The sequence below is a fragment of the Burkholderia sp. BCC0506 genome (assembly GCF_902833145.1).
In the GTDB taxonomy this organism is placed as follows: Bacteria; Pseudomonadota; Gammaproteobacteria; order Burkholderiales; family Burkholderiaceae; genus Burkholderia.
Window position 1 is genome coordinate 1 of sequence record NZ_CADFEN010000017.1, and the last position, 23,266, is coordinate 23,266.

At 65.0% G+C, this 23,266-nt stretch carries 14 protein-coding genes; 10 read left to right on the plus strand and 4 right to left on the minus strand.

The genetic code is table 11. The features are described from left to right. Positions 1-365: 365 nt before the first annotated feature. The 9 genes from HWX62_RS30035 (at position 366) to HWX62_RS30075 (ending at position 16,083) form a co-directional block, all read left to right on the plus strand. Positions 366-1,016 carry an NAD(P)H-dependent oxidoreductase gene (locus HWX62_RS30035; RefSeq protein WP_012339459.1) on the plus strand — a complete coding sequence of 217 codons (651 nt, stop codon included), beginning with the start codon at positions 366-368 and terminating at the stop codon, positions 1,014-1,016. A 234-nt stretch (positions 1,017-1,250) separates the two neighbouring features. Next, on the plus strand, positions 1,251-1,469 hold the full coding sequence (locus HWX62_RS30040) for a hypothetical protein (RefSeq protein ID WP_006480563.1): 219 nt from the start codon (positions 1,251-1,253) through the stop codon (positions 1,467-1,469). Between the two features lie 95 nt (positions 1,470-1,564). Beyond that, positions 1,565-2,467, plus strand: coding sequence for a ferritin-like domain-containing protein (locus tag HWX62_RS30045; RefSeq protein ID WP_175932793.1), 903 nt, complete (start codon positions 1,565-1,567; stop codon positions 2,465-2,467). 960 nt (positions 2,468-3,427) lie between these two features. Beyond that, positions 3,428-10,933 (plus strand): YadA-like family protein, encoded by a 7,506-nt coding sequence (locus tag HWX62_RS30050; protein WP_175985307.1) that lies wholly within the window; start codon positions 3,428-3,430, stop codon positions 10,931-10,933. Positions 10,934-11,055: 122 nt separating this feature from the next. Next, complete coding sequence (locus HWX62_RS30055; RefSeq protein WP_175932792.1) at positions 11,056-11,724, plus strand: OmpA family protein; 669 nt, start codon at positions 11,056-11,058, stop codon at positions 11,722-11,724. 385 nt (positions 11,725-12,109) lie between these two features. After that, positions 12,110-13,255 (plus strand): DUF2827 domain-containing protein, encoded by a 1,146-nt coding sequence (locus HWX62_RS30060; RefSeq protein WP_175932791.1) that lies wholly within the window; start codon positions 12,110-12,112, stop codon positions 13,253-13,255. A 14-nt stretch (positions 13,256-13,269) separates the two neighbouring features. After that, positions 13,270-14,424, plus strand: coding sequence for a DUF2827 domain-containing protein (locus HWX62_RS30065; protein ID WP_175932790.1), 1,155 nt, complete (start codon positions 13,270-13,272; stop codon positions 14,422-14,424). Between the two features lie 26 nt (positions 14,425-14,450). After that, the gene (locus HWX62_RS30070; RefSeq protein ID WP_175932789.1) at positions 14,451-14,918 is read left to right on the plus strand and encodes a DUF4019 domain-containing protein; all 468 of its coding nucleotides are present in this window, start codon (positions 14,451-14,453) and stop codon (positions 14,916-14,918) included. Between the two features lie 28 nt (positions 14,919-14,946). After that, complete coding sequence (locus HWX62_RS30075) at positions 14,947-16,083, plus strand: DUF2827 family protein (RefSeq protein ID WP_175932788.1); 1,137 nt, start codon at positions 14,947-14,949, stop codon at positions 16,081-16,083. 24 nt (positions 16,084-16,107) lie between these two features. Here HWX62_RS30075 and HWX62_RS30080 read toward each other — a convergent pair whose 3' ends face one another. The 3 genes from HWX62_RS30080 to HWX62_RS30090 all read right to left on the minus strand — a co-directional run bounded on the left by HWX62_RS30080 (position 16,108) and on the right by HWX62_RS30090 (position 19,305). Further along, a complete protein-coding gene (locus tag HWX62_RS30080) occupies positions 16,108-16,524 on the minus strand; it encodes a hypothetical protein (protein ID WP_175932787.1) in 417 nt (138 codons plus the stop codon). Positions 16,525-16,595: 71 nt separating this feature from the next. Then, complete coding sequence (locus tag HWX62_RS30085) at positions 16,596-17,399, minus strand: EAL domain-containing protein (RefSeq protein WP_175932786.1); 804 nt, start codon at positions 17,397-17,399, stop codon at positions 16,596-16,598. 763 nt (positions 17,400-18,162) lie between these two features. Beyond that, positions 18,163-19,305 (minus strand): DUF2827 domain-containing protein, encoded by a 1,143-nt coding sequence (locus HWX62_RS30090; protein ID WP_175932785.1) that lies wholly within the window; start codon positions 19,303-19,305, stop codon positions 18,163-18,165. A 405-nt stretch (positions 19,306-19,710) separates the two neighbouring features. On the opposite strand from HWX62_RS30090, the gene HWX62_RS30095 reads away from it, so the two are divergent. Beyond that, positions 19,711-21,030: a galactosyl transferase GMA12/MNN10 domain protein gene (locus HWX62_RS30095; RefSeq protein WP_175932784.1), complete on the plus strand. Its 1,320-nt coding sequence runs from the start codon at positions 19,711-19,713 to the stop codon at positions 21,028-21,030. Between the two features lie 87 nt (positions 21,031-21,117). On the opposite strand, the gene HWX62_RS30100 is transcribed toward HWX62_RS30095, so the two are convergent. Next, the gene (locus HWX62_RS30100; RefSeq protein WP_175932783.1) at positions 21,118-23,232 is read right to left on the minus strand and encodes a phospholipase C, phosphocholine-specific; all 2,115 of its coding nucleotides are present in this window, start codon (positions 23,230-23,232) and stop codon (positions 21,118-21,120) included. Positions 23,233-23,266: the final 34 nt, after the last annotated feature.

Consider the following 23,266-nt stretch of genomic DNA (forward strand, 5'->3'; position numbering starts at 1 on the left):
CCATCAAGGTCATCAAGCGTCGAGCTTACGGGTACCGCGACGACGAATACTTCTTCCTCAAGATTCGCGCCGCGTTCCCCGGTAATCCTCGATGAACCGAAAAAAAGCCCCGCCTGCATCCGCGCGGCGGGGCCAACCCATGTCAGTAGAGACATCATGGAGGAGACGAGCCCATCTTATCGACCATAGCGCACCGTCCCAACCAAGCATTTCTGCTATCGATCTGCGGGGCAGCGCACACGGTCGCCCCCTGCCGCGTGGTATATCGATAGAACGAAAAGTCGTTTTCAGAGTGGCGACGGGGTCGTTACCATCTGGTTTTAAGCCTGTGCTTAGCCGGGCAAGCCATTTCCGAGGAGCGCCTCTTGACTGCATTCGATCAACATCGCCGCCCGTTCGTCGTCGGCATCGGTGGTACCACCCGAGCCGCGTCGTCGACCGAACGCGCGCTGTCGTTCGCACTGCGCGGCGCGCAGGCCGCCGGCGCGCGCACGCGCCTGTTCGACGGCCCGTTCCTGCATACGCTGCCGCACTACGCCCCCGAACACAAGACGCTGACCGATGCGCAGCGCGAGCTGATCGACGCCGTGCGCCAGGCCGACGCGATCATCATCGCGACGCCCGGCTATCACGGCGGCGTGTCCGGCCTCGTGAAGAACGCACTCGACACGCTCGAGGAACTGCGCGCGGACGAACGCCCGTATCTCGACGGCCGCGCGGTCGGCCTGATCGTCACCGCCTACGGCTGGCAGGCGGCCGGCACCGTACTCACGTCGCTGCGCTCGATCGTCCATGCGCTGCGCGGCTGGCCGACGCCGTTCGGCGCAACGGTCAACACGCTGGAAACGCGCTTCGAAAGCGCCGACAGCTGCTCGGATCCGAAGGTCGTCGCGCAACTCGAGACGGTCGGCACGCAAGCGGCCGAATTCGCGCTCGCGTTCGCGTCGCATCGTGCGGCCTCGCATGCGGCATCCGTCGACGCGCTCGCCCCCGTGCTGAAGGTCGCCAACCAGTAACCCCCGCATTCCGCCGCACGCCCTCGCTCGACAGGATTCGACGAGGGCGTGCGCCGCCTCCTCCGACGCGTGGCGCGGTGCCGGGCGTGCCGCCACGCCTGCCGAAAGCACGATTCCCGCGTACCGCCCCGATAACGATTCAGCCCGCCGCGTCATTTGCATTGGCCGAAAGATTGGTTCACGCAACCGGCGGCTTTGCGTACGCTGAAAGTCCGAACTTTTTCCGCGCACGCCATGAACCGTACGATCCGCTACAAGGGCTACGAAGTCGCTCCCGCTGCCGCCCGGTTGCCGAACGGGCTGTTCGCCGCCAACCTGACGATCGAACGCGCGAGCGGCGGCCCGTCGCCGCGCTCCGTGTCGTTCGACGCGATCGATTTCTTCTTCGAGGAAGAGCACGCCCTCGCCTACGCATCGCGCTGGGGCCGCCTCTGGGTCGACACGAACGCGTGACGCGCGCGGGGCCGGCGTGCCCATGGCCACTCGAAAATACGCGATGACGGAAGCTGTGCAAGAATCTTTCGATCCGTAATCGCACAACAATAGCCATGACCGACACGCTGCAGGAAGAGCATGCAGCCGCAGATCACGCGATGCGCAACTGGACCTTCGAGCGGCAAGGTCCGGTCCGGATCGGTTCCGACGCGCACAAGCAGATGTTCTGTCGGATGCTGCTCGACACACACAACCCGTACAAACCGGCCGTGATCGACTGGCCGGCGCTCCAGCCGGCCGAACTCAGGCGGCTCACGTCACTGCCGATCTGGGACATCGCCGTGCAAACCGAAGGCCGCGCGTCGATCCGCGTGGCGACCTACGCCGCGACGGTCGACGATCCGCTGCTGCGCCGCGCGCTCGAGATGGACGGCGGCGAGGAAGCCCGCCACAAGGTCGTGTTGTCGAAGCTCGTCGAGGCGTACGGCATCGCGCTCGCGCCGGAGCCGGCCTACCCGGCGCCGAAGCATGCCGAATGGGCATGGATGGTCACGGGCTTCAGCGAGTGCATCGACAGCTTCTTCGCGTTCGGCCTGTTCCGTTCCGCGCAGCGCTCCGGCTATTTCCCGCCCGAACTCGTCGAAACCTTCGAACCGGTGATCCAGGAAGAAGGCCGCCACATCCTGTTCTTCGTGAACTGGTTCGCGTGGCACTGGCGCAACCTGCCGTGGTGGCGCCGGCCGTGGTTCTTCGTACGCGTCGCGGCCGTATGGGTGCACCTGATCCGCGAACGCATCGGCATTGCGCGCGGCATTGACGCCGATGGCGTCGCGCACGACGCGAACTTCCCGGCAACGAGCACCGCGGACATCGGCGATGCGCTGAACCCGCGCGAGCTGATCGAGCTGTGCCTCGCGGAGAACGACCGTCGGATGGCCGGTTACGACAAGCGGCTGCTGCGCCCGATGTTCGTGCCGCGAATGGCGCGGTTCGCGCTGCGGTTCATGAAGAAGTAAGGCCGGGTACTTGCCGCGGGTCGGGCGGCAAGCACCCGGTTCGGTCCATACCCATGGGTCGAATGTGGCGTGCCCGACACATCCGATCTCTCCCTCTTTTTATTCGACACGTCGAGCCGTCGCCGGCATCGCGGACAAATTGCCGCATCCCGGATCTGACATTTCGAGCCCTCCGACTCGACGCTGACAGGCCGTCTTCGACGCACTGTCGACACCCCGCGAAACGCCCGCCGCGAGCGCGCCCGCCCGGGCTCCCGCATGCGCGTCGATTCCGCCTTAACTCCAATTCAGGCGTGATAGTCAATAGGACAAATTCGATAAATTCCCACGGATTGTTTCATTTGGGGCGCCGTAGCACTTTTTTACACCCTCGGCCGGTCGGGCGACCCAGAACGCCCGTCATACGGGCGTCTGCGCCGGACACGATGCGCACATCAGCACAGTCAGATGGGCTTCGTATCGGATAAATTTAATTATTTGATAAGCAATAAATATAAAAACAAATTCGACCAACGTGACAAATTAACAGATTAACAATCAGATAAAAACGTTATTCCTCAGCGCACCAAAAAACATTACAAACACGAAAGAATTCTGCGACGCGCAAACGTTTGCTATTTCATTTGTCTTACTTTTGAGCCTGTGCGATGTGTTGTCTACCGCACACCAGACGCTCAAGCCATTGATTTTTATATGAAAATTTAGATGACCCAAGAGAAATTCAAACCATACACGACACATTCTTACATCTTTCAAATTCATTCTTCTCCAATGCATCAAAACACGTCGCATTAACCATTCTTTAACTTTAAAAACACTTCATTTATCACTGTTTGTCAATCTCTAAAATCCACCTCCAATAAACTCCGCCCATCAATTTTGAGATTCGCGCGAGCGCACGGAGTAATCCTCTAACCAAAGAGACCGGTGTGTGGCGTGCACATTTGGAGGTAGCAGGACATGAACCGCACATACCGCTCGATCTGGAACGAAGCGCTTGGCGCCTGGGTCGCGGCATCGGAACACGATTCGGCACGGGGCAAGCCGAACAAGTCGGCTGTCGTGAAGGCCGTGGCAACCGCCGTTCTCGTCGCGGGGGCAAGCGTCGCGCATGCGCAGTATGTGGCTGGCAATAGCGGGGGTGGCGTCTCCGCTACGGGCGCTCAGGCGATCGCCATCGGGGGCAACAACGGCAGCACAACGACGGCCAGCGGTGCGACGTCAATTGCGATCGGCGCAAACGCGACGGCATCGGGCAATTATTCGCAGGCGTTCGGCCAGGCCACGACGGCGACCGGCGCAAGCGCGATCGGTATCGGCTCCGGTGCGAAAGCGCTGAACACGGGCGCAACCGCGGTGGGCAACGACACCACGGCATCGGGCAGCAGCTCGATCGCGATCGGTGGCGGCAACAGTTCGGGCACGGGTGGTGCGGTTGCGTCGGGTACCAATTCGATCGCACTGGGTCGGTTCTCGAATGCTTCCGCGAGCGGCGCAACCGCGCTGGGCTCCAACGCATCGGCCAGCGGCACCGATTCGGTCGCGCTCGGCACCAACACCAACGCGATCAATACCTCCGTTGCAATCGGCCGTGGGTCCACGGCCACAGGTACGAACGGCTCGGTCGCAATCGGCAATTCCGCGACGTCGACGGGCACCGGCGCAATCGCGATGGGCAACGTCGGCAGCTTTGCGGCAACCGCAATCGCCAGCGGCTCAGACGCGGTTGCACTCGGCAACGGCTCGACGGCCAGCGGTAGTGCCGGGGCCGTGGCCGTGGGTTCCGCCGCCGTGGCATCGAACAGTTATGCGACCGCCTTCGGTGCGAACTCGACAGCGTCGGGGGCGGGTTCGGTCGCGTTCGCGCAGAACTCCGTCGCATCGGCCTCGAACGCCGTAGCGATCGGCGTCGCGTCGACCGCCAATGTCGCGAACTCGGTCGCCCTCGGCTACAACTCCGTTACGACAAGTGCGCTGTCGACGACGACCGCTGGCACCACGGCGGTCAGCAGCACGACCATCGGTGGTCAGACATTCGGCAACTACGCCGGCGCCGGCTCGGCAGGTGGTGTAGTCAGCGTCGGCCAGCCGAACGCGGAGCGCCGCATTCAGAACGTCGCGGCGGGCCTCGTTAACAGCACCAGCACCGACGCGATCAACGGCAGCCAGCTCTACGCCGTGGCAAGCACGACGACGTCGAGCATCACGAGCCTGTCGACCTCGACTTCGACGGGTTTGTCGTCGGCTAACAGCTCGATCTCGTCGCTTTCGACGTCGACTTCGACCGGCATCAATTCGCTGTCCACCGGCCTCAGCTCGGCAAACAGCTCGGTTACGTCGCTCTCGTCTTCCACGTCGACGGGCCTGTCGTCGGCCAACAGCTCGATCACTTCGCTGTCGACGTCGACTTCGACGGGCATCAACTCGCTGTCCACCGGCCTCAGCTCGGCAAACAGCTCGGTCACGTCGCTTTCGTCTTCCACGTCGACGGGGCTCTCGTCGGCCAACAGTTCCATCACTTCGCTGTCGACCTCGACTTCGACCGGCATCAACTCGCTCTCCACCGGTCTCAGCTCGGCTAACAGCTCGGTGACGTCGCTTTCGTCCTCGACGTCGACCGGCCTGTCGTCGGCCAATAGCTCGATCACGTCGCTGTCTACGTCGACTTCGACCGGCATCAACTCGCTGTCCACCGGACTGAGCTCGACCAACAGCTCGGTTGCGTCGCTTTCGACCTCCACGTCGACCGGCCTCTCGTCGGCCAACAGCTCGATCACGTCGCTGTCCACGTCGACTTCGACCGGCATCAACTCGCTGTCCACCGGCCTGAGCTCGGCTAACAGCTCGGTTGCGTCGCTTTCGACTTCGACCTCGACCGGCCTCTCGTCGGCCAACAGCTCGATCACGTCGCTGTCTACGTCGACCTCGACCGGCATCAACTCGCTGTCCACCGGCCTGAGCTCGGCTAACAGCTCGGTTGCGTCGCTTTCGACCTCCACGTCGACCGGCCTCTCGTCGGCCAATAGCTCGATCACGTCGCTGTCCACGTCGACCTCGACCGGCATCAACTCGCTGTCCACCGGACTGAGCTCGACCAACAGCTCGGTTGCGTCGCTGTCGACTTCGACCTCGACCGGCCTGTCGTCGGCCAATAGCTCGATCACATCGCTGTCTACGTCGACCTCGACCGGCATCAACTCGCTGTCGACCGGAATCAGCACGGTCTCGACGAAGACGGACAACCTCGGTAGCAGCACCGCGTCGGCACTTGGCGGCGGGTCGACGTACGACCCGACGACCGGCAAGGTCTCGGCCCCGTCGTACACCACGTACAACGCGAACGGCACGACCTCGACCGCCAACAGCGTCGGCTCGGCGATCGACAACATCAACAGCCAGGGCATCAAGTATTTCCACGCGAACTCGACCGGCCCCGACAGCACCGCGACGGGCACCGACGCCGTCGCCATCGGCACCGGCGCCGTCGCCGGCACGAACAACTCCGTCGCGCTCGGCGCGAACTCGGTGACCGCCCCGGCCAATCCCACGAGCAGCGCGACCGTCAACGGCGTGACGTTCGGCGGATTCGCTGGCGCCACGCCGGTCGGCACCGTCAGCGTCGGTGACCTCAACAAGGAACGGCAGATCACCAACGTCGCTGCCGGCCAAGTGACCCAGACCAGTACCGACGCGATCAACGGCAGCCAGCTGTATTCCGTCGCCCAACAAGTCGGTACCGCGACCAGCGCCATTTCGTCGCTGTCGACGTCGACTTCGACGGGTCTGTCGTCGGCTAACAGCTCCATCACGTCGCTCTCGACCTCGACTTCGACTGGCTTGTCGTCGGCTAACAGCTCCATCACGTCTCTGTCGACTTCGACTTCGACGGGCCTGTCGTCGGCCAACAGCTCCATCACGTCTCTGTCGACTTCGACTTCGACGGGCCTGTCGTCGGCGAACAGCTCCATCACCTCGCTGTCGACCTCGACTTCGACGGGCCTGTCGTCGGCCAACAGCTCGATCACGTCCCTGTCGACGTCGACCTCGACCGGTCTGTCGTCGGCGAACAGCTCCATCACCTCGCTGTCGACCTCGACTTCGACCGGTCTGTCGTCGGCTAACAGCTCGATCACGTCCCTGTCGACCTCGACTTCGACCGGTTTGTCGTCGGCCAACAGCTCCATCACGTCGCTGTCGACCTCGACTTCGACGGGCCTGTCGTCGGCCAACAGCTCGATCACGTCCCTGTCGACCTCGACTTCGACCGGCCTGTCGTCGGCCAACAGCTCGATCACCTCGCTCTCGACTTCGACCTCGACTGGCTTGTCGTCGGCCAACAGCTCGATCACGTCCCTGTCGACCTCGACTTCGACCGGTCTGTCGTCGGCTAACAGCTCGATCACGTCCCTGTCGACCTCGACCTCGACCGGCCTGTCGTCGGCTAACAGCTCGATCACGTCCCTGTCGACCTCGACTTCGACCGGCCTGTCGTCGGCCAACAGCTCGATCACCTCGCTCTCGACTTCGACCTCGACTGGCTTGTCGTCGGCCAACAGCTCGATCACGTCCCTGTCGACCTCGACTTCGACCGGCCTGTCGTCGGCCAACAGCTCGATCACCTCGCTCTCGACTTCGACCTCGACTGGCTTGTCGTCGGCCAACAGCTCGATCACGTCTCTGTCGACTTCGACGTCGACGGGCCTCTCGTCGGCTAACAGCTCCATCACGTCGCTGTCGACCTCGACCTCGACGGGTCTGTCGTCGGCTAACAGCTCCATCACGTCGCTGTCGACCTCGACTTCGACCGGCCTGTCGTCGGCTAACAGCTCGATCACTTCGCTCTCGACCTCGACTTCGACCGGTCTGTCGTCGGCTAACAGCTCGATCACTTCGCTCTCGACCTCGACCTCGACGGGCCTGTCGTCGGCTAACAGCTCGATCACGTCCTTGTCGACCTCGACTTCGACCGGTCTGTCGTCGGCCAACAGCTCGATCACTTCGCTGTCGACCTCGACTTCGACGGGCCTGTCTTCGGCCAACAGCTCGATCACCTCGCTGTCGACCTCGACCTCGACGGGTATCAATTCGCTGTCGACCGGTCTCAGCTCGACCGATAGCTCGGTGACGTCGCTCTCGACTTCGACCTCGACGGGTCTGTCGTCGGCTAACAGCTCCATCACGTCGCTCTCGACCTCGACCTCGACCGGTCTGTCGTCGGCCAACAGCTCCATCACGTCGCTGTCGACCTCGACTTCGACCGGCCTGTCGTCGGCTAACAGCTCGATCACGTCGCTCTCGACCTCGACCTCGACGGGCCTGTCGTCGGCTAACAGCTCGATCACGTCGCTCTCGACCTCGACCTCGACGGGCCTGTCGTCGGCTAACAGCTCGATCACGTCCCTGTCGACCTCGACCTCGACGGGTATCAATTCGCTGTCGACCGGTCTCAGCTCGACCGATAGCTCGGTGACGTCGCTCTCGACTTCGACCTCGACGGGTCTGTCGTCGGCTAACAGCTCCATCACGTCGCTGTCGACCTCGACCTCGACCGGTCTGTCGTCGGCCAACAGCTCCATCACGTCCCTGTCGACCTCGACCTCGACGGGTATCAATTCGCTGTCGACCGGTCTCAGCTCGACCGATAGCTCGGTGACGTCGCTCTCGACTTCGACCTCGACGGGCCTGTCGTCGGCTAACAGCTCGATCACGTCCCTGTCGACCTCGACCTCGACGAGTATCAATTCGCTGTCGACCGGTCTCAGCTCGACCGATAGCTCGGTGACGTCGCTCTCGACTTCGACTTCGACCGGCCTGTCGTCGGCTAACAGCTCCATCACGTCTCTGTCGACCTCGACCTCAACCGGCCTGTCGTCCGCCAACAGCTCGATCACGTCTCTGTCGACCTCGACTTCGACCGGCTTGTCGTCGGCTAACAGCTCGATCACCTCGCTTTCGACCTCGACCTCGACCGGCCTGTCGTCGGCCAACAGCTCCATCACGTCCCTGTCGACCTCGACCTCGACTGGCCTCTCGTCGGCTAACAGCTCGATCACGTCCCTGTCGACCTCGACCTCGACGGGTCTGTCCTCGGCTAACAGCTCGATCACGTCGCTCTCGACCTCGACCTCGACCGGCCTCTCGTCGGCTAACAGCTCCATCACGTCGCTGTCGACCTCGACCTCGACTGGCCTCTCGTCGGCTAACAGCTCGATCACCTCGCTGTCCACCTCGACGTCGACCGGCCTGTCGTCGGCTAATAGCTCCATCACGTCTCTGTCGACTTCGACCTCGACCGGCCTGTCGTCGGCCAACAGCTCGATCACGTCGTTGTCCACCTCGACGTCGACCGGTATCAGCTCGCTGTCGACCGGCCTGAGCTCGACCAACAGCTCGGTGTCGTCCCTGTCGACTTCGACGTCGACGGGGCTGTCCTCAGCCAACAGCTCGATCACCTCGCTGTCGACTTCGACGTCGACCGGCCTGTCCTCGGCCAACAGCTCGATCACGTCGCTGTCCACGTCGACCTCGACCGGCATCAACTCGTTGTCCACCGGCCTGAGCAGCACGAACAGCTCGGTGTCGTCGCTGTCGACCTCCACGTCGACCGGCCTGTCGTCCGCCAACAGCTCGATCACCTCCCTGTCGACCTCCACGTCGACGGGCCTGTCGTCGGCCAACAGCTCGATCACGTCGCTGTCGACTTCGACCTCGACCGGCCTGAACTCGCTGTCCACCGGCCTGAGCAGCACGAACAGCACGATCCTGTCGCTGTCGACCTCGACGTCGACCGGCATCGGCTCGCTGTCTACCGGCCTGAGCAGCACGAACAGCTCGGTGTCGTCGCTGTCGACCTCCACGTCGACCGCGATCGAAGCCGCGAAGACGCACTACTACAGCGTCAACGACAACGGCGTGCAGCAAGCCAACTACGCGAACGACGGCGCCACGGGCACCAACGCCCTCGCCGCCGGCGTGAACGCCAGCGCGGCCGGCGCCAGCAGCGTGGCAGTCGGCGACGGCTCGAACGCGCAGACGGCAGGCGCGGTCGCGATCGGCCAGAACGCATCGGCAACGGGCGGCAAGGCGGTATCGATCGGCTCCGGCAACACGGCGTCCGGCGACGGCGCGGTCGCGACGGGCGCAAACAACACGGCGACCGGCAACGGCGCAGTGGCGCTCGGCAACGCGAACACCGCGAACGGCGCCAGCGCGCTCGCCCTCGGCAGCGCGAACCAGGCCACCGCGGACAACACGATCGCGCTGGGCAACCAGGCCACGGCCAGCGCCACCGGCGCCCAGGCCTACGGCTCGGCCGCCCAGGCCACGGCCGCCGACGCGCTCGCCTTCGGCACGAACGCGCAAGCGAACGTCGCGAACTCGATCGCACTCGGCGCGAACTCGGTCACGGCGGCAGCCGTCGGCACCTCGAGCGCCACGATCGGCGGCGTCACGTACTCCTTCGCGGGCGGCTCGCCGGTCGGCGTGGTGAGCGTCGGTGCCCCGGGCCAGGAACGCCAGATCACGAACGTCGCCGCGGGCCGGATCTCGGCCTCGAGCACGGACGCGATCAACGGCAGCCAGCTGAACGCGACGAACAACGCGATCACCTCGCTGTCGACGTCCACCGCGTCGAACGTCGCGTCGCTGTCGACCGGCATCAACTCGCTGTCGACCGGCCTCAGCACGACGAACAGCAACGTGGCGTCGCTGTCCACGTCGACCTCGACCGCGATCAACTCGCTGTCGACGGGCCTCAGCACGGTGAACAGCAACGTCAACTCGCTGTCCACGTCGACTTCGACGGGCATCGGTTCGCTGTCCACCGGCCTGAGCACGACGAACAGCAACGTGGCATCGCTGTCGACCGGCGTGACGAACATCAACAACCAGTTGAACCAGTTGTCGACGACGCTCAACAACAACACGACGCGTGCGGCGAACAACAACGGCATCGCGGCCGACATGAACGGCAAGGGCACCGACGTCCCGACCGTCACCGCCGGCTCGAACTCGGTGGCGATCGGCGCGGGCTCGAACGACGGCGGCCGCTCGAACGTGGTGTCGGTCGGCAGCGACCAGCAGCAGCGCCAGATCACGAACGTCGCGCCGGGTACGCAAGGCACCGACGCGGTGAACGTGAACCAGCTGACGCAGGTGCAGACGACGTTGTCGACGGCACTGTCGGGCCAGCAGGCGCAGATCAACTCGCTGGGTTCGCAACTGCAGCAGACCGACCAGATGGCGAAGCAGGGTATCGCGGCCGTCGGCGCGATGGCGTCGATCCCGCAGCTCGATCGCGACGCCAACTTCGGGATGGGTATCGGTACGTCGACCTTCCTCGGCCAGAAGGCGATGGCGGTCAACATGCAGGCGCGCATCACGGAGAACCTGAAGGCGTCGATCAACGGCGGTTTCAGCGGCGGTCAGAAGGTGATCGGCGCCGGCATGCTGTATCAGTGGAAGTAACGCGTCGCGCCGCCCGGCCGACCGGCTCGCCAGCCGGCCGGCCCGCGGCCGCGACGGCACGACGAGCCTGCTCGCGCGATGCGTGGCGGGTGTCGGTCAACCCAAGCTTTAAGGACGTCACCGTGAACAAACTCGCTCTTGCGCTCGCGCTTTCCGCAACGGCCCTCGCCGCGTGCTCGACCGCATCCGGCCCGACCTTCAGCGCCTCCGAACTGCAGCCGCGCGACGGCGTGCGCACCTTCCAGGTGGACTGCCACGGCCTGCTGTCGGGCCCGCAGACCTGCATGAAGGCTGCTCGCAAGATCTGCGGCGAAGAGCCCGTGCGCGCCGTGGATTCGGCCCGCGCGCTGCGCGACCAATCCGATCCGGCCACGCTGGTCTTCCAGTGCGGCGCCGCGCCGGCCGAAGCGGCTTCGGCCGCCACGCCCGCACCCGCGGCCGCCGTCGTCGAACGCGTGAACCTGTCGGGCGACGCGCTGTTCGCCACCGACCACGCGACGCTCGCGCCGACCGCGCGCGAATCGCTGGACCGGCTGCTGAGCGAGCGTGCCGACCGCACGTACTCGCAGGTGACGGTCACCGGCTTCACCGACTCGGTGGGCAGCGACGACTACAACCTCGCGCTGTCGAAGCGCCGCGCCGAATCGGTCGCCGCCTATCTGAAGGCGCACGGGCTGAAGACCGACTCGATGACGGTCTCGGGCCGCGGCAAGGCCGATCCGGTCGCCTCCAACGCGACGCCGGAAGGCCGCGCCAGCAACCGCCGCGTCGAAATCCGGCTGCAGCAGTGAGCCGCCTGCGGCCGCCGACGCGGCCGCGCGATCCGGCAGGCCGCCCGCGCCGGGATGCCGCCGGGCGAACGGGCGCCGCTTCGCCGGCGCCCGTTCGCGTTGGCCGGCGGCTATGTCAAAGTTCGTCACGGCCTGCCAAAACCGGCGGTTTCCATGCCACAATCGCCGCAGACAGTCGCCGGGGCAGCCTGCCCGATGCGCGCCGTGCCAGGCGCGCCCGGCGACACGCCGGAATCCGGCTGCCGCCCGCGCGAATCCCGTCGCCCGATTCGCGTACCGCGGCGCACCGGCGCGAATCCAACCATGACGATCCACGGCGCGCCGCTGCCGGCCAGACGCTCGACGCGATGCCCGGACGCACGACGCCGCAGAGGAAAACCAACCGGTGACGGACATCAATGAAGCCGCCGCGGGCGGCACCCGCAAGCAACGGCCGGCGGTCGGCATCTCGCTGTTTGCGCGCGACGGCCAGGCGATCTGGGAAAACGGCATTCACCAGAACATCGCGTTCCTCGCGATGATGCTCAAGCGCTCGGATCGCGTCGGCCCCGTCTATTTCCTGAACGGCGGCGACGCCGCCGCACTGCCGGCCGGCCTCGAGCTCGACGGCCTCGACATCCCGCTCGTGAAACCCGCCGACGTCACGCACGAACTCGACGTCGTGATCGAAATGGGCGCGCAGTTGCCGGTCGAATGGCTGCGGCACATGAAGGCGCTCGGCAAGAAGATCGCCGCCTTCTTCTGCGGGCACGTGTATGCGGGCCTGGGCGAAACGCCGATATTCGGGAAACCGTCGGGGCACGTGTTCAACGGCGCACCGTTCGACGAAGTGTGGCTGCTGCCGCAATACGACAAGACCGCCGCGCCGATGCTGCGCACGATCCTGCGCGCGCCCGTCCACCTGATGCCGCACATCTGGTCGCCGTACTTCCTCGAACGCCGCGTGGCCGCGCTCGCCGAAGAAGGCGCGACGTTCGGCTATCGGCCCGGCCCGCGGCCGTGGAAGCTCGCGACGCTCGAACCGAACATCTCGGTCGCCAAGTCCTGCCACTACCCGATGCTCGCATGCGACGAGCTCTACCGCGCGCGGCCTGATGCGGTGCAACACATGTTCGTCGTCAACTCGATGCACATGAAGGCGCATCCGACCTTCGTGCACTTCGCGAACAGCCTCGATCTCGTGCGCCAGCACAAGGCGACGTTCGAACCGCGACTCGACCTGCCGGGCTTCATGGCGCGTCACGCGGATGCGGTCGTGTCGCATCACTGGGAGAACGGGCAGAACTACCTGTATTACGACGTGCTGTACGGCGGCTATCCGCTGATCCACAACTCGACGCTGATCGGCGACGCCGGCTATTACTACCCGGACTTCGACTCGGCCGCCGGCGGCCGCGCGCTGCTCGAAGCGTGGCTGCATCACGACGAACGCCTCGACGACTACCGCGCGAAAGCCGGCCGGCTGCTGCAGTCGGTCTCGATCGACAACCCCGCGAACCTCGACGCGTTCGTCTCGCGTCTGGTCGCCTGAACCGGAGCCTACGCATGTCGGACTCCAATGCCCGTCAAGCGCCCGGCGAGGGCAAGCGTCTCGTCGTCGGCGTGTCGCTGTTCGTGCGCGGCGCCGGCCAGTCGCTGTGGGAAAACGGCATTTTCCAGAACTGCCTGCTGCTGATTCTCCTGCTGCGCCAGTCGCCGCTCGTCGCGGATGCCGTGATGGTGAACGGCGGCGAGCAGGTCGCCGATCCGCAGATGATGCTCGGCGAGTGGAACGTGCCGCTGCTGTCGATGGACGAAGCGCTCGAGCGCTGCGACGTGCTGATCGAAATGAGCGCGCAGTTCGGCGCGGACTACCTGCGCGCGTTCCGCGAGCGCGGCGGCAAGGTCGTCACGATGCGGGTCGGCAACGACTACGTGATCGACATCGAACGCGCGATGTTCGACAAGCCGTCGGGCTTCCTGTTCTCCGGTGCGCCGTACGACGCGGTGTGGACGATTCCCGAGTTCGAGCGCTCGTGCCTGCACTACTACCAGACGGGCCTGCGCGCGCCGGTCACGATCGTCCCGCACATCTGGCATCCGATGCTGTTCGACAAGGCGCGCGCGACGCTCGGCGACGGTTTGTCGTTCGGCTATCAGCCCGGCAAGCCGCGCTGGCGCGTGACGATGTTCGAGCCGAACATCTGCATGGTGAAGACGAGCATCATTCCGATGCTGATCACGGAAGAGGCATATCGCGCGAACCCGGCATTCCTCGAATTCGTGCGCGTGTGCAACACGATCCACCTGAAGGATCACACGACGTTCATCCACTTCGCGAAGAGCCTCGACATCGTGAACCACGGGATCACGACGTTCGAAAGCCGCTATGCGGTGTACGAGTTCATGGCCGCGTACGGCGACGCGGTGGTGTCGCACACGTGGGAGAACGCGCAGAACTACCTGTATTACGAGCTGCTGTACGGCGACTATCCGCTGATCCACAACTCGCCGTTCCTCGGCAAGGCGGGGTATTTCTATCCGGACTTCGACTGCCAGGCAGGCGGGCGCGCGCTGTTGCAGGCGTTCGCCGAACACGACGCGAACCTCGACGCATACCGCGAGCAGTCGAAGCACGTGCTCGATTCGGTCAGCATCTACAACCCCGAGAACGTCGCGGCCTATACGGACGCGATCGCCGCCCTCTATCGCGACGCGTGACGCGCCGCCCTTTCCGGACCCAGACAATGAACGCACGTACATCCTTCACCCGCGCAAAATGGCTGATCGGCTGCGCCGCCGCATCGCTCGCGATCGGCGCGCACGCGCAAGCCGCCGGCGAATCGGCCGACACGCTGCTGCGCGACTCCGATGCGGTGTTCAAGCAGCTCGACGCCGGCCAGTACGGCGCCGTATGGGCCGACGCCGCGCCGTTCGTGAAGGCGCGCATCAAGCAGGACCAGTTCGCGGCGCAGATGCAGCAGGCACGCCAGTCGATCGGTGCGGTCAGCCATCGCGGCTGGGCGCAGATCACGCGGATCCGCTACACGAACTCGTCGTCGATGCCCGACGGCCTGTATGCGAACGTCGACTACGCGACGACGCTCGCGAGCGGCGCGACCGCTTACGAAAAGCTGAGCTTTCGCCTCGATGACGACGGCCGCTGGCACCTCACCGGCTACGTGCCGCGCCAGTCGCAGAACTACACGCCGTAAGCCGCGCACCATCCGCCCGGAGCAACCGATGAAACTCAATGTCGCGATAACGATGAACGTGCAACGCGACGCGACGCAATCGATCTGGTACAACGGCGCGAACCAGCACTGCGTGTATCTGTACATGCTGCTGAAGCAGTCGCCGCTGATCGGCGAGGTCTGGCTCGCGCACGACGACGGCATCACCGAGTATCCGCAGGCGCTGATGATGGACGCGTTCGGCGACGCGCTGCGGCCGCTGTCGGCCGTCGTTCACCAGACCGACCTGCTGATCGAGATGAACGCGTTCATCGACCCGTCGCATACGGAGGTCGTGCGCCGGCGCGGCGGCAAGTGCGTGTCGTACCGCTTCGGCAACGACTACGTGATCGCGGTCGAGACGATCAACTTCGGGCAGAACGACTGGCGGCCGAACCCGCACCGCGTGCAGTTCGACGAGATCTGGACCAATCCGCAGCACATGCATACCTGCGCCGCGTATTTCCAGGCCGTGTACCGCGCGCCGGTGATCGAGCTGCCGCATATCTGGTCGCCGTATTTCATCGAACGCAGCCTCGATGCCGATCCCGAACTGAAGGCGCGCTTCGGCTATCGCAACCACGGGCCGGCCAAGCGCATCGCGTTCTTCGAGCCGAACCTGAACGTCGTGAAGAGCGCGATCGTGCCGATGCTCGCCGCGAACGCGTGCTACGTCGATCATCCGGAGCTCGTCGAGCACGTGTACATGACCAACACGTTCGACAAGAAGGAAAACGTCGCCTTCAAGCATCTCGCGCTCGGCCTCGAAATGGTGCGCGACGGCAAGGCCACCGCCGACGTGCGCGCGCCGTTCGTCGCGTGGGCCGCGCATCACACCGACATCGTCGTGTCGCATCACTGGGAAAACGGCCTGAACTACCTGCTGTACGACGCGCTGTACGGCAACTACCCGCTCGTGCACAACTCGCCGTTCCTGCGCGACGTGGGCTACTACTATCCGGACTTCGAGATCTTCGATGCGGCGCGCGCGATCGCGACCGCCGCGCAGACGCATGACGCGCGGCTCGACGATTACGCGGCGGCCGCCCGGCGCTGCCTGCACCAGGTCGACACGCTCGCCGAGCACAACGTGCGCGCCTATTCCACGCAGATCCAGCACCTGTTCGCCGGCCGCCCGCTCGGCTGACCGCCTTCGCTCGCGCCGGTCGCGTTACACCAGTACCCGATCGCCGCGTTGCGCGGCGAACGTACGGCCATGCCGTCGCCCGATGCGCACGAGCACCGCGAAACAACGGGCCGCCGGCCGGCCGGCACCGCCCGATTGCCTGACGAGGCTGTCGGATACGCCGCGCGCGATCGCCGACTCGTCGCCGCATGCGCCGGCGATGACGCCCGCGTAGTAGTGCCGCGCCGCGAGTTCGCGACCGCCCGCGTCGAGCGGGCTCATTCGCTGAATGCGGCGCGCGACGATCGTCAGGCCGTCGAGATAGGGTGCGACGTCGGTCGGCGCATCGGTCGATTCGGCGCCCAGTTGCCCGAGCATGTCGGCCAGCTCGGCGAGCGCGACCAGGTCGTGCACCTCGGTTGCCTGCGTGCCCGTTCCGCTTCCGGCTTTCGTCTCCGCCATGCCCTCGCCCCTTTTTCGATTCGTCTCGCTCCCGGCGCGCCTCCCGCGCGCCGCCCTGCCCGCTTCCACGCTCACGCGGCGGCCGGCGACCGCCATGAAAAGCGGATGCCCTGCGCCCATGCCACACCGGCATCCATGATGATCTGCCGGTCGGCCTCGCTTTCCACACCTTCGACGACGACGTGCCGCGCCCCTTCATGCGCAAACGCGATCAGCCGGCGAAACTGGTAACGCCCGATCGCGTTGCGCTTGATCAACGACAGGACCGACCGGTCGAGCTTCACGATGTCGGGATTGCCGACCACCAGATTGTTCAACGCGCTGAAACCGACGCCGAAATCGTCGATCGCGATTCGGCACCCGGCCTGCCGGAAGCGGTTCACGAACGACCGGCCCGCGACGGGGTTCAGCGGCCCCGTCTCCGTGATCTCGATCACCAGCCGCGCCGCCACCGACGGCTCGCGCTCGAGGCGCCTGAAAATCGCCAGCCACGTATCGTCGAGCACCGCGCTTGCCGCCGCGACGTTGCACCCGTACACGGCGCCCGGATCGGCGCGCAGCGCGTCGATCGCGCGACCGACCACCAGCCGGTCGAACCAGCGCATCAGCCCGAGCGCTTCGAGGCGCGGCAGGAAGGCGAGCGGCGGCAGCGCATCGCGTTCGCCCCACCGCAGCCGCGCCAGGCGTTCCTGATACAGCACGCCGCCCGACAAATCGGCGCGGCACACGGGCTCGTGCACAAATCCGAGCCGGCTTTCGACGAAACTGCGTACCGACACAAGGTCGGGATGATCGTCCTGCGTGCCGAACACAAGATCGATTTCATCGCGATTCGATTTCCGGTTCGCCTCCTGGCGAGTTTCGACCGCATTCATCCGGCGCTCCGGCAAATGGCGAGCCGCCGATCGCGGCTCGACCTCAACACATAAGCGGAACGAGCCGACCTCGACGCGCTCCGCCGCCTACCCGGCCAAACCTGCCATGTCGATTTTTTCCGGGGAGCGTATTGTTCGCTTCAGCGCCGTCAAATTCGATATTTTTACGATATTCGCTTACCTGGAATACACCACGCGCGCACGACGCCGACAGTGCGACAGGTTACACAACACGAATTACAGAAACCAAAATCCGAGCCGCTTATCTTTTTCATCCAAACAGTTTGATCCGAATGGTTTTTCCCGGATTTATCGTCGTGCGAATCGGGGCACCGTCCATTGATCAGATAAATACCATGGCATGGCGCACCATCCGTGCCCGAGATGCCGGTTCGAGACATCGGGCTCCGCACGTGCCGTCTCCTGCCGGAAACCAGGTGCCGCGCGTCATTCGATCATCGCAGCATTCAATTTTCAGGTTTCAAACGATATTATGAAATTTTAAAGCAGAATCAATCGCCGCTTATCCAATAATATCAACTTCAATTATATGAAGATTATAGATTGAACCATATTTAACAATCTTAATGAGTTGTTAACCTATAAACTTGTTTTCGACGGACTTCCCTCGGAGCCGTCAATTTCGTGCCTTCGAAAACCGTCGAACTCATCGGGTTCGGCGGTTTCTTTTTTAACGGCATTATTTCGTCAGACATGAGGGCGGGACAAACCCGATGGTGGCCGGCGCCGCGGAAAACCGGCTTTATACTCCCGTCGCGCCGATCAGGTTCGCGAGCAGCGCGTCGTACTCGGCGACGAGCGCCGGATTCGCCGACGTGTAACGGCCGAGGATCTCGCGCTGGCGCCGCGTATACGCTTGCCAGTCGTCGTCGTGCGTATGCAGCGCGCGCAGCAGCGCATCGGCGCCCTGCTGCACGTCGTTGTCCGGGTAGTAGTAGCCGAGATCGGGCACGAGGCTCGCGTTGTGCACGAGCGGATAGCCCTGCCAGCACACGTCGAAATAGAAATAGTTCAGCGGGTTCGACCATTGGTGCGACACGACGATATCGGTCAGGTCGGCCAGGAACAGCGGCGTTTCGAAGCGCCCGACGAAGCTCGCCTTGCCCGCCCGCACGATGTCCAGGTAGTTCATCAGCATCACGAACTCGGGGCTGTCGTGCGCGAGGCGATCGGCGTTCGTCACGTGCGTGAAGCAGATCGCATCCGGGTCGCGGCGATACGCTTCGTCGATGATCAGCATCGGATACACGCAGAACTTCACGACGTCGTGGTTCGGCTCCATCACCGCGAGCCGCTTGCCGGGCTCGCTGCGCGGCCGGTATTCGCCGTGCTCGGGCAGCGAGCGCGCGCGTTCGGTCAGGAACATCGGATCCCATACGAACGGCACGACGCGCCCCGGACAGCGGCGCAGCGACTGCAGGAACGGCAGCGACGACGGCGCGATCTGCGGAATCGCCCACACCTCGTCGTAGCCGCGGTTGATGAACAGCGAATCCCACAGCCGGCGGCCGAACAGTATCGACTCCATCGCCGCGATGTACTCGACGCCGCAGCAGTAGCTGACGAGCTTCGCGCCGCGCGCTTTCAGATAGGCCGTCTGCTCGGCGTTGACCTGCCCGCCGAGCTCGATCACCACGTCGAGCGCATCCTTCATGTCGGCGAATGCGCGCGTGTCGTACACGCTGCGATCCCACGGCAGGGCGTCGGTGAGCGGTACGTCGGTCGTGTTGACCAGCGTCACGCGGTAGCCGTGCGGCGACGCCATCAGCAGCTTCGCGAGGAACAGCGCGTTCTGCTTGATGCCGTTGATCCACAGGCTTTCGTCGGGCGCACGCAATCCGATCGTGATACCGATGCGCAGGCCGGTCAGGACAGGAGACGTCATCGTCGGCGGGAGGGAAGGTTGAACGGGGATGGCATCGCGCAGTGTAGCGCGCGATGCGCCGGCCGCGTCAAGCGGCGGCAATCCGGCATTCTAGCGGAGCGCCGCCCGCACATTGTCAGGGAGCGTCAGCGGCCGGCCCGGCCAGGCCAATCCGCCCGACCGTTATGCGATACTCGTGCCGCCCGGCGGCCGGTTCGCTCCGGGCATTCGGGCGGGCAACACGCGAGCCCGCCGCACCACGATCAAGACCAAGGCACACAGAATGGAACACGATGCCGCGCCAGTCTTCCAGTCAAGCCACGACGCGCTCGGGCGGCGTTCGCGGAACGGCATGTCCGGCCGGAGCGCCGGGCTGAAGAACACCGTGCAGATCGTGTGCGCGCGTCCTGTCGTCCGGGGCGCGCGATGATCGTCCTCAGTCACTTCAGCCAGCATGCGCCCGCGAGCCTCGAGAACCATCGCCGGTACGCGCAGGTGCACGGTTATCGTCACGAGATCGTCGACGCATCCGGCATGCCGCAGGCGCTGCCGTTGCGCGCGCTGCATCGCTACGAATCGCTGCTTCACGTGCTGCGCGGCGCGCAACCCGGCGAACTCGTGCTGCTACTCGGCGAAGACGCGGCGATCATCGAGCCCGTCGCGCTTGATCGCCTGATGACGGGACGAGACATGCTGCTGGTCGACGCGTTCGCGTCGCCGCTGCCGCAAGTCGACGTGCAGATCTGGCGCAACACGCCCGACGTGCGCGCGATCGCGATGCGGGTCGTGCAGCGCTGCAAGCTCGGCAGCGAGCCGCGGCTGACGTCGGAAGCCGCGCTGTTCGCGGATCTCGATACGCATCCGTACATGACGCCGATCGACGGGCTGTACGCGGTGATGCCGGCCGGCCCCGACCTCGATCCGATGTGGAGCCGCGAGCCGACGTTCGCGATCAGCCTCGACGACACGCCGCACGATCCCGAACGCAAAGGCGCGACCCCGCGCTTTCGCGACACGCTCGTCGCGTACGTCGATCGCTGCCGCGCCGCCGGCCGGCCGCTGTTCTCGTTCGACCACGATGCCGCCGCGCCGGACGAAGCTGGCGAGCGCAGCACATACAACCCCGGCCGGCCGATTGCGTTGATGATGCTGTACACACCGAACATCGGCAGCTATGCACGTGTCGCCGAGCGGAATTTCCGGCGCTACTGCGACGCGCACGGCTACACGCTCTACGTGCATCGCGACATTCCCGCCGAAATCGGGCTGAACGCCACGGGCAACTGGTTCAAGCCGTGGCTGCTGCACGCCTACCTGCAGCACCATGAATGGGTCGTATGGCTCGATGCCGACGTGCTGATCGCAAACCAACAGCAACCGCTGGAGCCGCTGCTCGAGGGGCGCGACTGGCTGCTCGCGCAAGACATCGGCCAGTGGGCCTTCAATTCGGGCGTGATGGCGTTTCGCCGCACGGCACGCAACGATGCGATGCTGCGCGACCTGATGGCGACGATCGCCGCGCTGCACGATCGCTCGAGCGTCTATGCCAGCGACGGCGACCAGCTGCATTTCATTCGCGCGATGGAGCGCGACGGGCAGTTGCAAGGCGAAGGCGTGGCCGATCTCGTCAGCCTCAACACGCCCTGGCTGTTTCGCCGCGCGGACAGCTACATCGTGCATTACTACGGCATGTGGCCCGCGATGCGCGCGCTGATGATGGCGCACGACGACGGGCTCCTGCCCTGACGCCAGCGCCGCGGCGTCATCGATCTGCAAAGAGGACGCGCCGGCCGGATTCCATCGGCCGGCGCGTCGTCGCTTCGGTTGCCGTTTTCAGATCGCCGTGATCGTCGGCGCGACGGCGGCCGGGTCGGTGATGCTCGGCTTGCCGGTCTCGACGTGCCCCGCGATGCGGCGCACCCAGCCGGCATTGCCCGCCACCGCGAACTGCAGGTCGTACCAGTGGCTGCTGCACGACAGGTCCCAGTGCGCGTCGATGCGCTGCCCGGCCGGAACCGTCAGCGTGCGCGCCGCACCGCCATACGCGACATCGGTCGCGGTGACCGTGAGCGGGCCGGTGCCCGCATTGGCGATCGTCACGTACACGTCGCCGTTCGCGGTGTCGTAGCACGGCGTGATTTCAGGCTTGGCGGCGGCATCGGCAGCCGCCGAACCCGCGAAGCGCCGGAAATAGCCGTTCGGCCCCCACACGCTCACCAGATAGTTGCCGTTCGCATCGAGCGCCCACGTATCGGTCAGCTGCTTGCCGGCTTCGACCGTATAGCGGCGCGGCATCGCGGTCGGGTCGCCCGTATAGACCCAGAAGTGCGCGCCCTGCGTGCCGGTATTCGCGAACGTCAGCGCGTAGCCTTGTGCCTGGAGCTGGCCGGTCACATGCAGTTCGTACGGCAGCGCGCGCGCCGGCCGCGTGCCGGGCTCCTGCGCGGTCACGACCTGCTGCGCGGTGCTGGCCGGCGCGGTCTGCGACGACGCCCGCGAGCATTGCAGATCCGCCTGCGCGACATACGCCTGCGTACTCGGCAGGGTCGGCAGCGTCGCGTCCGGTTTCGAGAAGTCGAGCGCCGACGTCAGGTCGCCGCAGATCGCACGGCGCCACGGCGAGATGTTGGTCTCGATCACGCCGAAGCGCTTCTCGATGAATTGCAGCACCGACGTGTGATCGAATACCTGCGAGCAGACGAAACCGCCCTTCGACCACGGCGACACGACGAACATCGGCACGCGCGGGCCGAGGCCGTACGGCAGGTTGTCGGCCGTATAGGTGCCGGCCTGCGTCGCGGTCACGACGTCGTGCCGTTCGAGCGACACGTCCACGGTGCTCATGCCGGAGCCCGGCAATGTCGGCGCCGACGGCGGCACGACATGGTCGAAGAAGCCGTCGTTCTCGTCGTACATGATCAGCAGGACCGTCTTGCTCCACACGTCCGGATTGGACGTCAGCGCATCGAGGATCGTCGACAGGTAGTACGCGCCGTACAGCGGCGTGAACTTCGGATGCTCCGAATACGCAGCCGGCGGCAGCAGCCACGACACCTGCGGCAGCGCATTCGCCTGCACGTCGGCCTTCAGCTGCGTGATCGGGCGCGTGCTCATCCCGCGCGTCTGCAGCGACGAACCGGCCGGCGCGTTCACGAAGTTGTTGAAGCACGCGAGCATGTTCGTGCCGTAGTTGCCGGTGAAGTTGTCGAAGCCGGTGCCCTGCTGATAGATCTGCCACGAGATGCCGGCTTTTTCGAGCCGTTCCGGGTAGGTCGTCCAGTTGAAAGGCGGCAACTTGATCTTGTCGAACTGGTTGTCGATGTAGTCGGTGTTGTCGAGCAACGGGCCGCCGCCCGTGCCGAGCGGATCGACCATGCCCGTCATCAGGTACATGCGGTTCGGGTGCGTGTTGCCGGGGATCGAGCAGAAGTAGTTGTCGCACACCGTGAACGCATCCGCGAGCGCGTAATGGAACGGGATGTCGTCGCGAACGTGATAGCCCATCGTCATGTTCGACTTCTGCACGGCCCACTGGTCCGCGCGGCCGTTGTCGATCGCGCCGTGCGTCGTCGCCCACGTATGCGGCAGGCCGCCGATACATTGCGCGTTGACGCCCGGATTGGTCGTGTCGTAGCGAAACGGTGCGATCACGCTCGACGGGTCCTCCTGGCGCGGCTGGAACCACACCGGCTTGCCGCTTGGCAGCGTGACCGGGAAGCGGTCGTTGTAGCCGCGCACGCCGCTCAGGTGTCCGAGATAGTGATCGAACGAGCGGTTCTCCTGCATGAACACGACGATGTGCTGCACGTCCTGGATCGTGCCCGTCACGGTGTTCGGCTCGATCGCCAGCGCCTTGCGGATCGATTCCGGCAGCAGTGCGGTGGCGGCCGTCGCGCCGGCGAGGCCGGCCGAGAACTTCAGAAAATCGCGTCGCGAATGGATGGCCATGCTGGTTGCTCTTGATGGGATTTCTGGTGGAAAC

Bases quoted from the DNA above. Each gene is read 5' to 3' on its own strand.
- HWX62_RS30040 (WP_006480563.1), top strand. From the start codon at position 1,251: ATGAACCGTACGATCCGCTACAAGGGCTACGAAGTCGCTCCCGCTGCC.
- HWX62_RS30045 (WP_175932793.1), top strand. From the start codon at position 1,565: ATGACCGACACGCTGCAGGAAGAGCATGCAGCCGCAGATCACGCGATG.
- HWX62_RS30050 (WP_175985307.1), top strand. From the start codon at position 3,428: ATGAACCGCACATACCGCTCGATCTGGAACGAAGCGCTTGGCGCCTGG.
- HWX62_RS30065 (WP_175932790.1), top strand. From the start codon at position 13,270: ATGTCGGACTCCAATGCCCGTCAAGCGCCCGGCGAGGGCAAGCGTCTC.
- HWX62_RS30070 (WP_175932789.1), top strand. From the start codon at position 14,451: ATGAACGCACGTACATCCTTCACCCGCGCAAAATGGCTGATCGGCTGC.
- HWX62_RS30075 (WP_175932788.1), top strand. From the start codon at position 14,947: ATGAAACTCAATGTCGCGATAACGATGAACGTGCAACGCGACGCGACG.
- HWX62_RS30080 (WP_175932787.1), bottom strand. From the start codon at position 16,524: ATGGCGGAGACGAAAGCCGGAAGCGGAACGGGCACGCAGGCAACCGAG.
- HWX62_RS30085 (WP_175932786.1), bottom strand. From the start codon at position 17,399: ATGAATGCGGTCGAAACTCGCCAGGAGGCGAACCGGAAATCGAATCGC.
- HWX62_RS30090 (WP_175932785.1), bottom strand. From the start codon at position 19,305: ATGACGTCTCCTGTCCTGACCGGCCTGCGCATCGGTATCACGATCGGA.
- HWX62_RS30095 (WP_175932784.1), top strand. From the start codon at position 19,711: ATGATCGTCCTCAGTCACTTCAGCCAGCATGCGCCCGCGAGCCTCGAG.
- HWX62_RS30100 (WP_175932783.1), bottom strand. From the start codon at position 23,232: ATGGCCATCCATTCGCGACGCGATTTTCTGAAGTTCTCGGCCGGCCTC.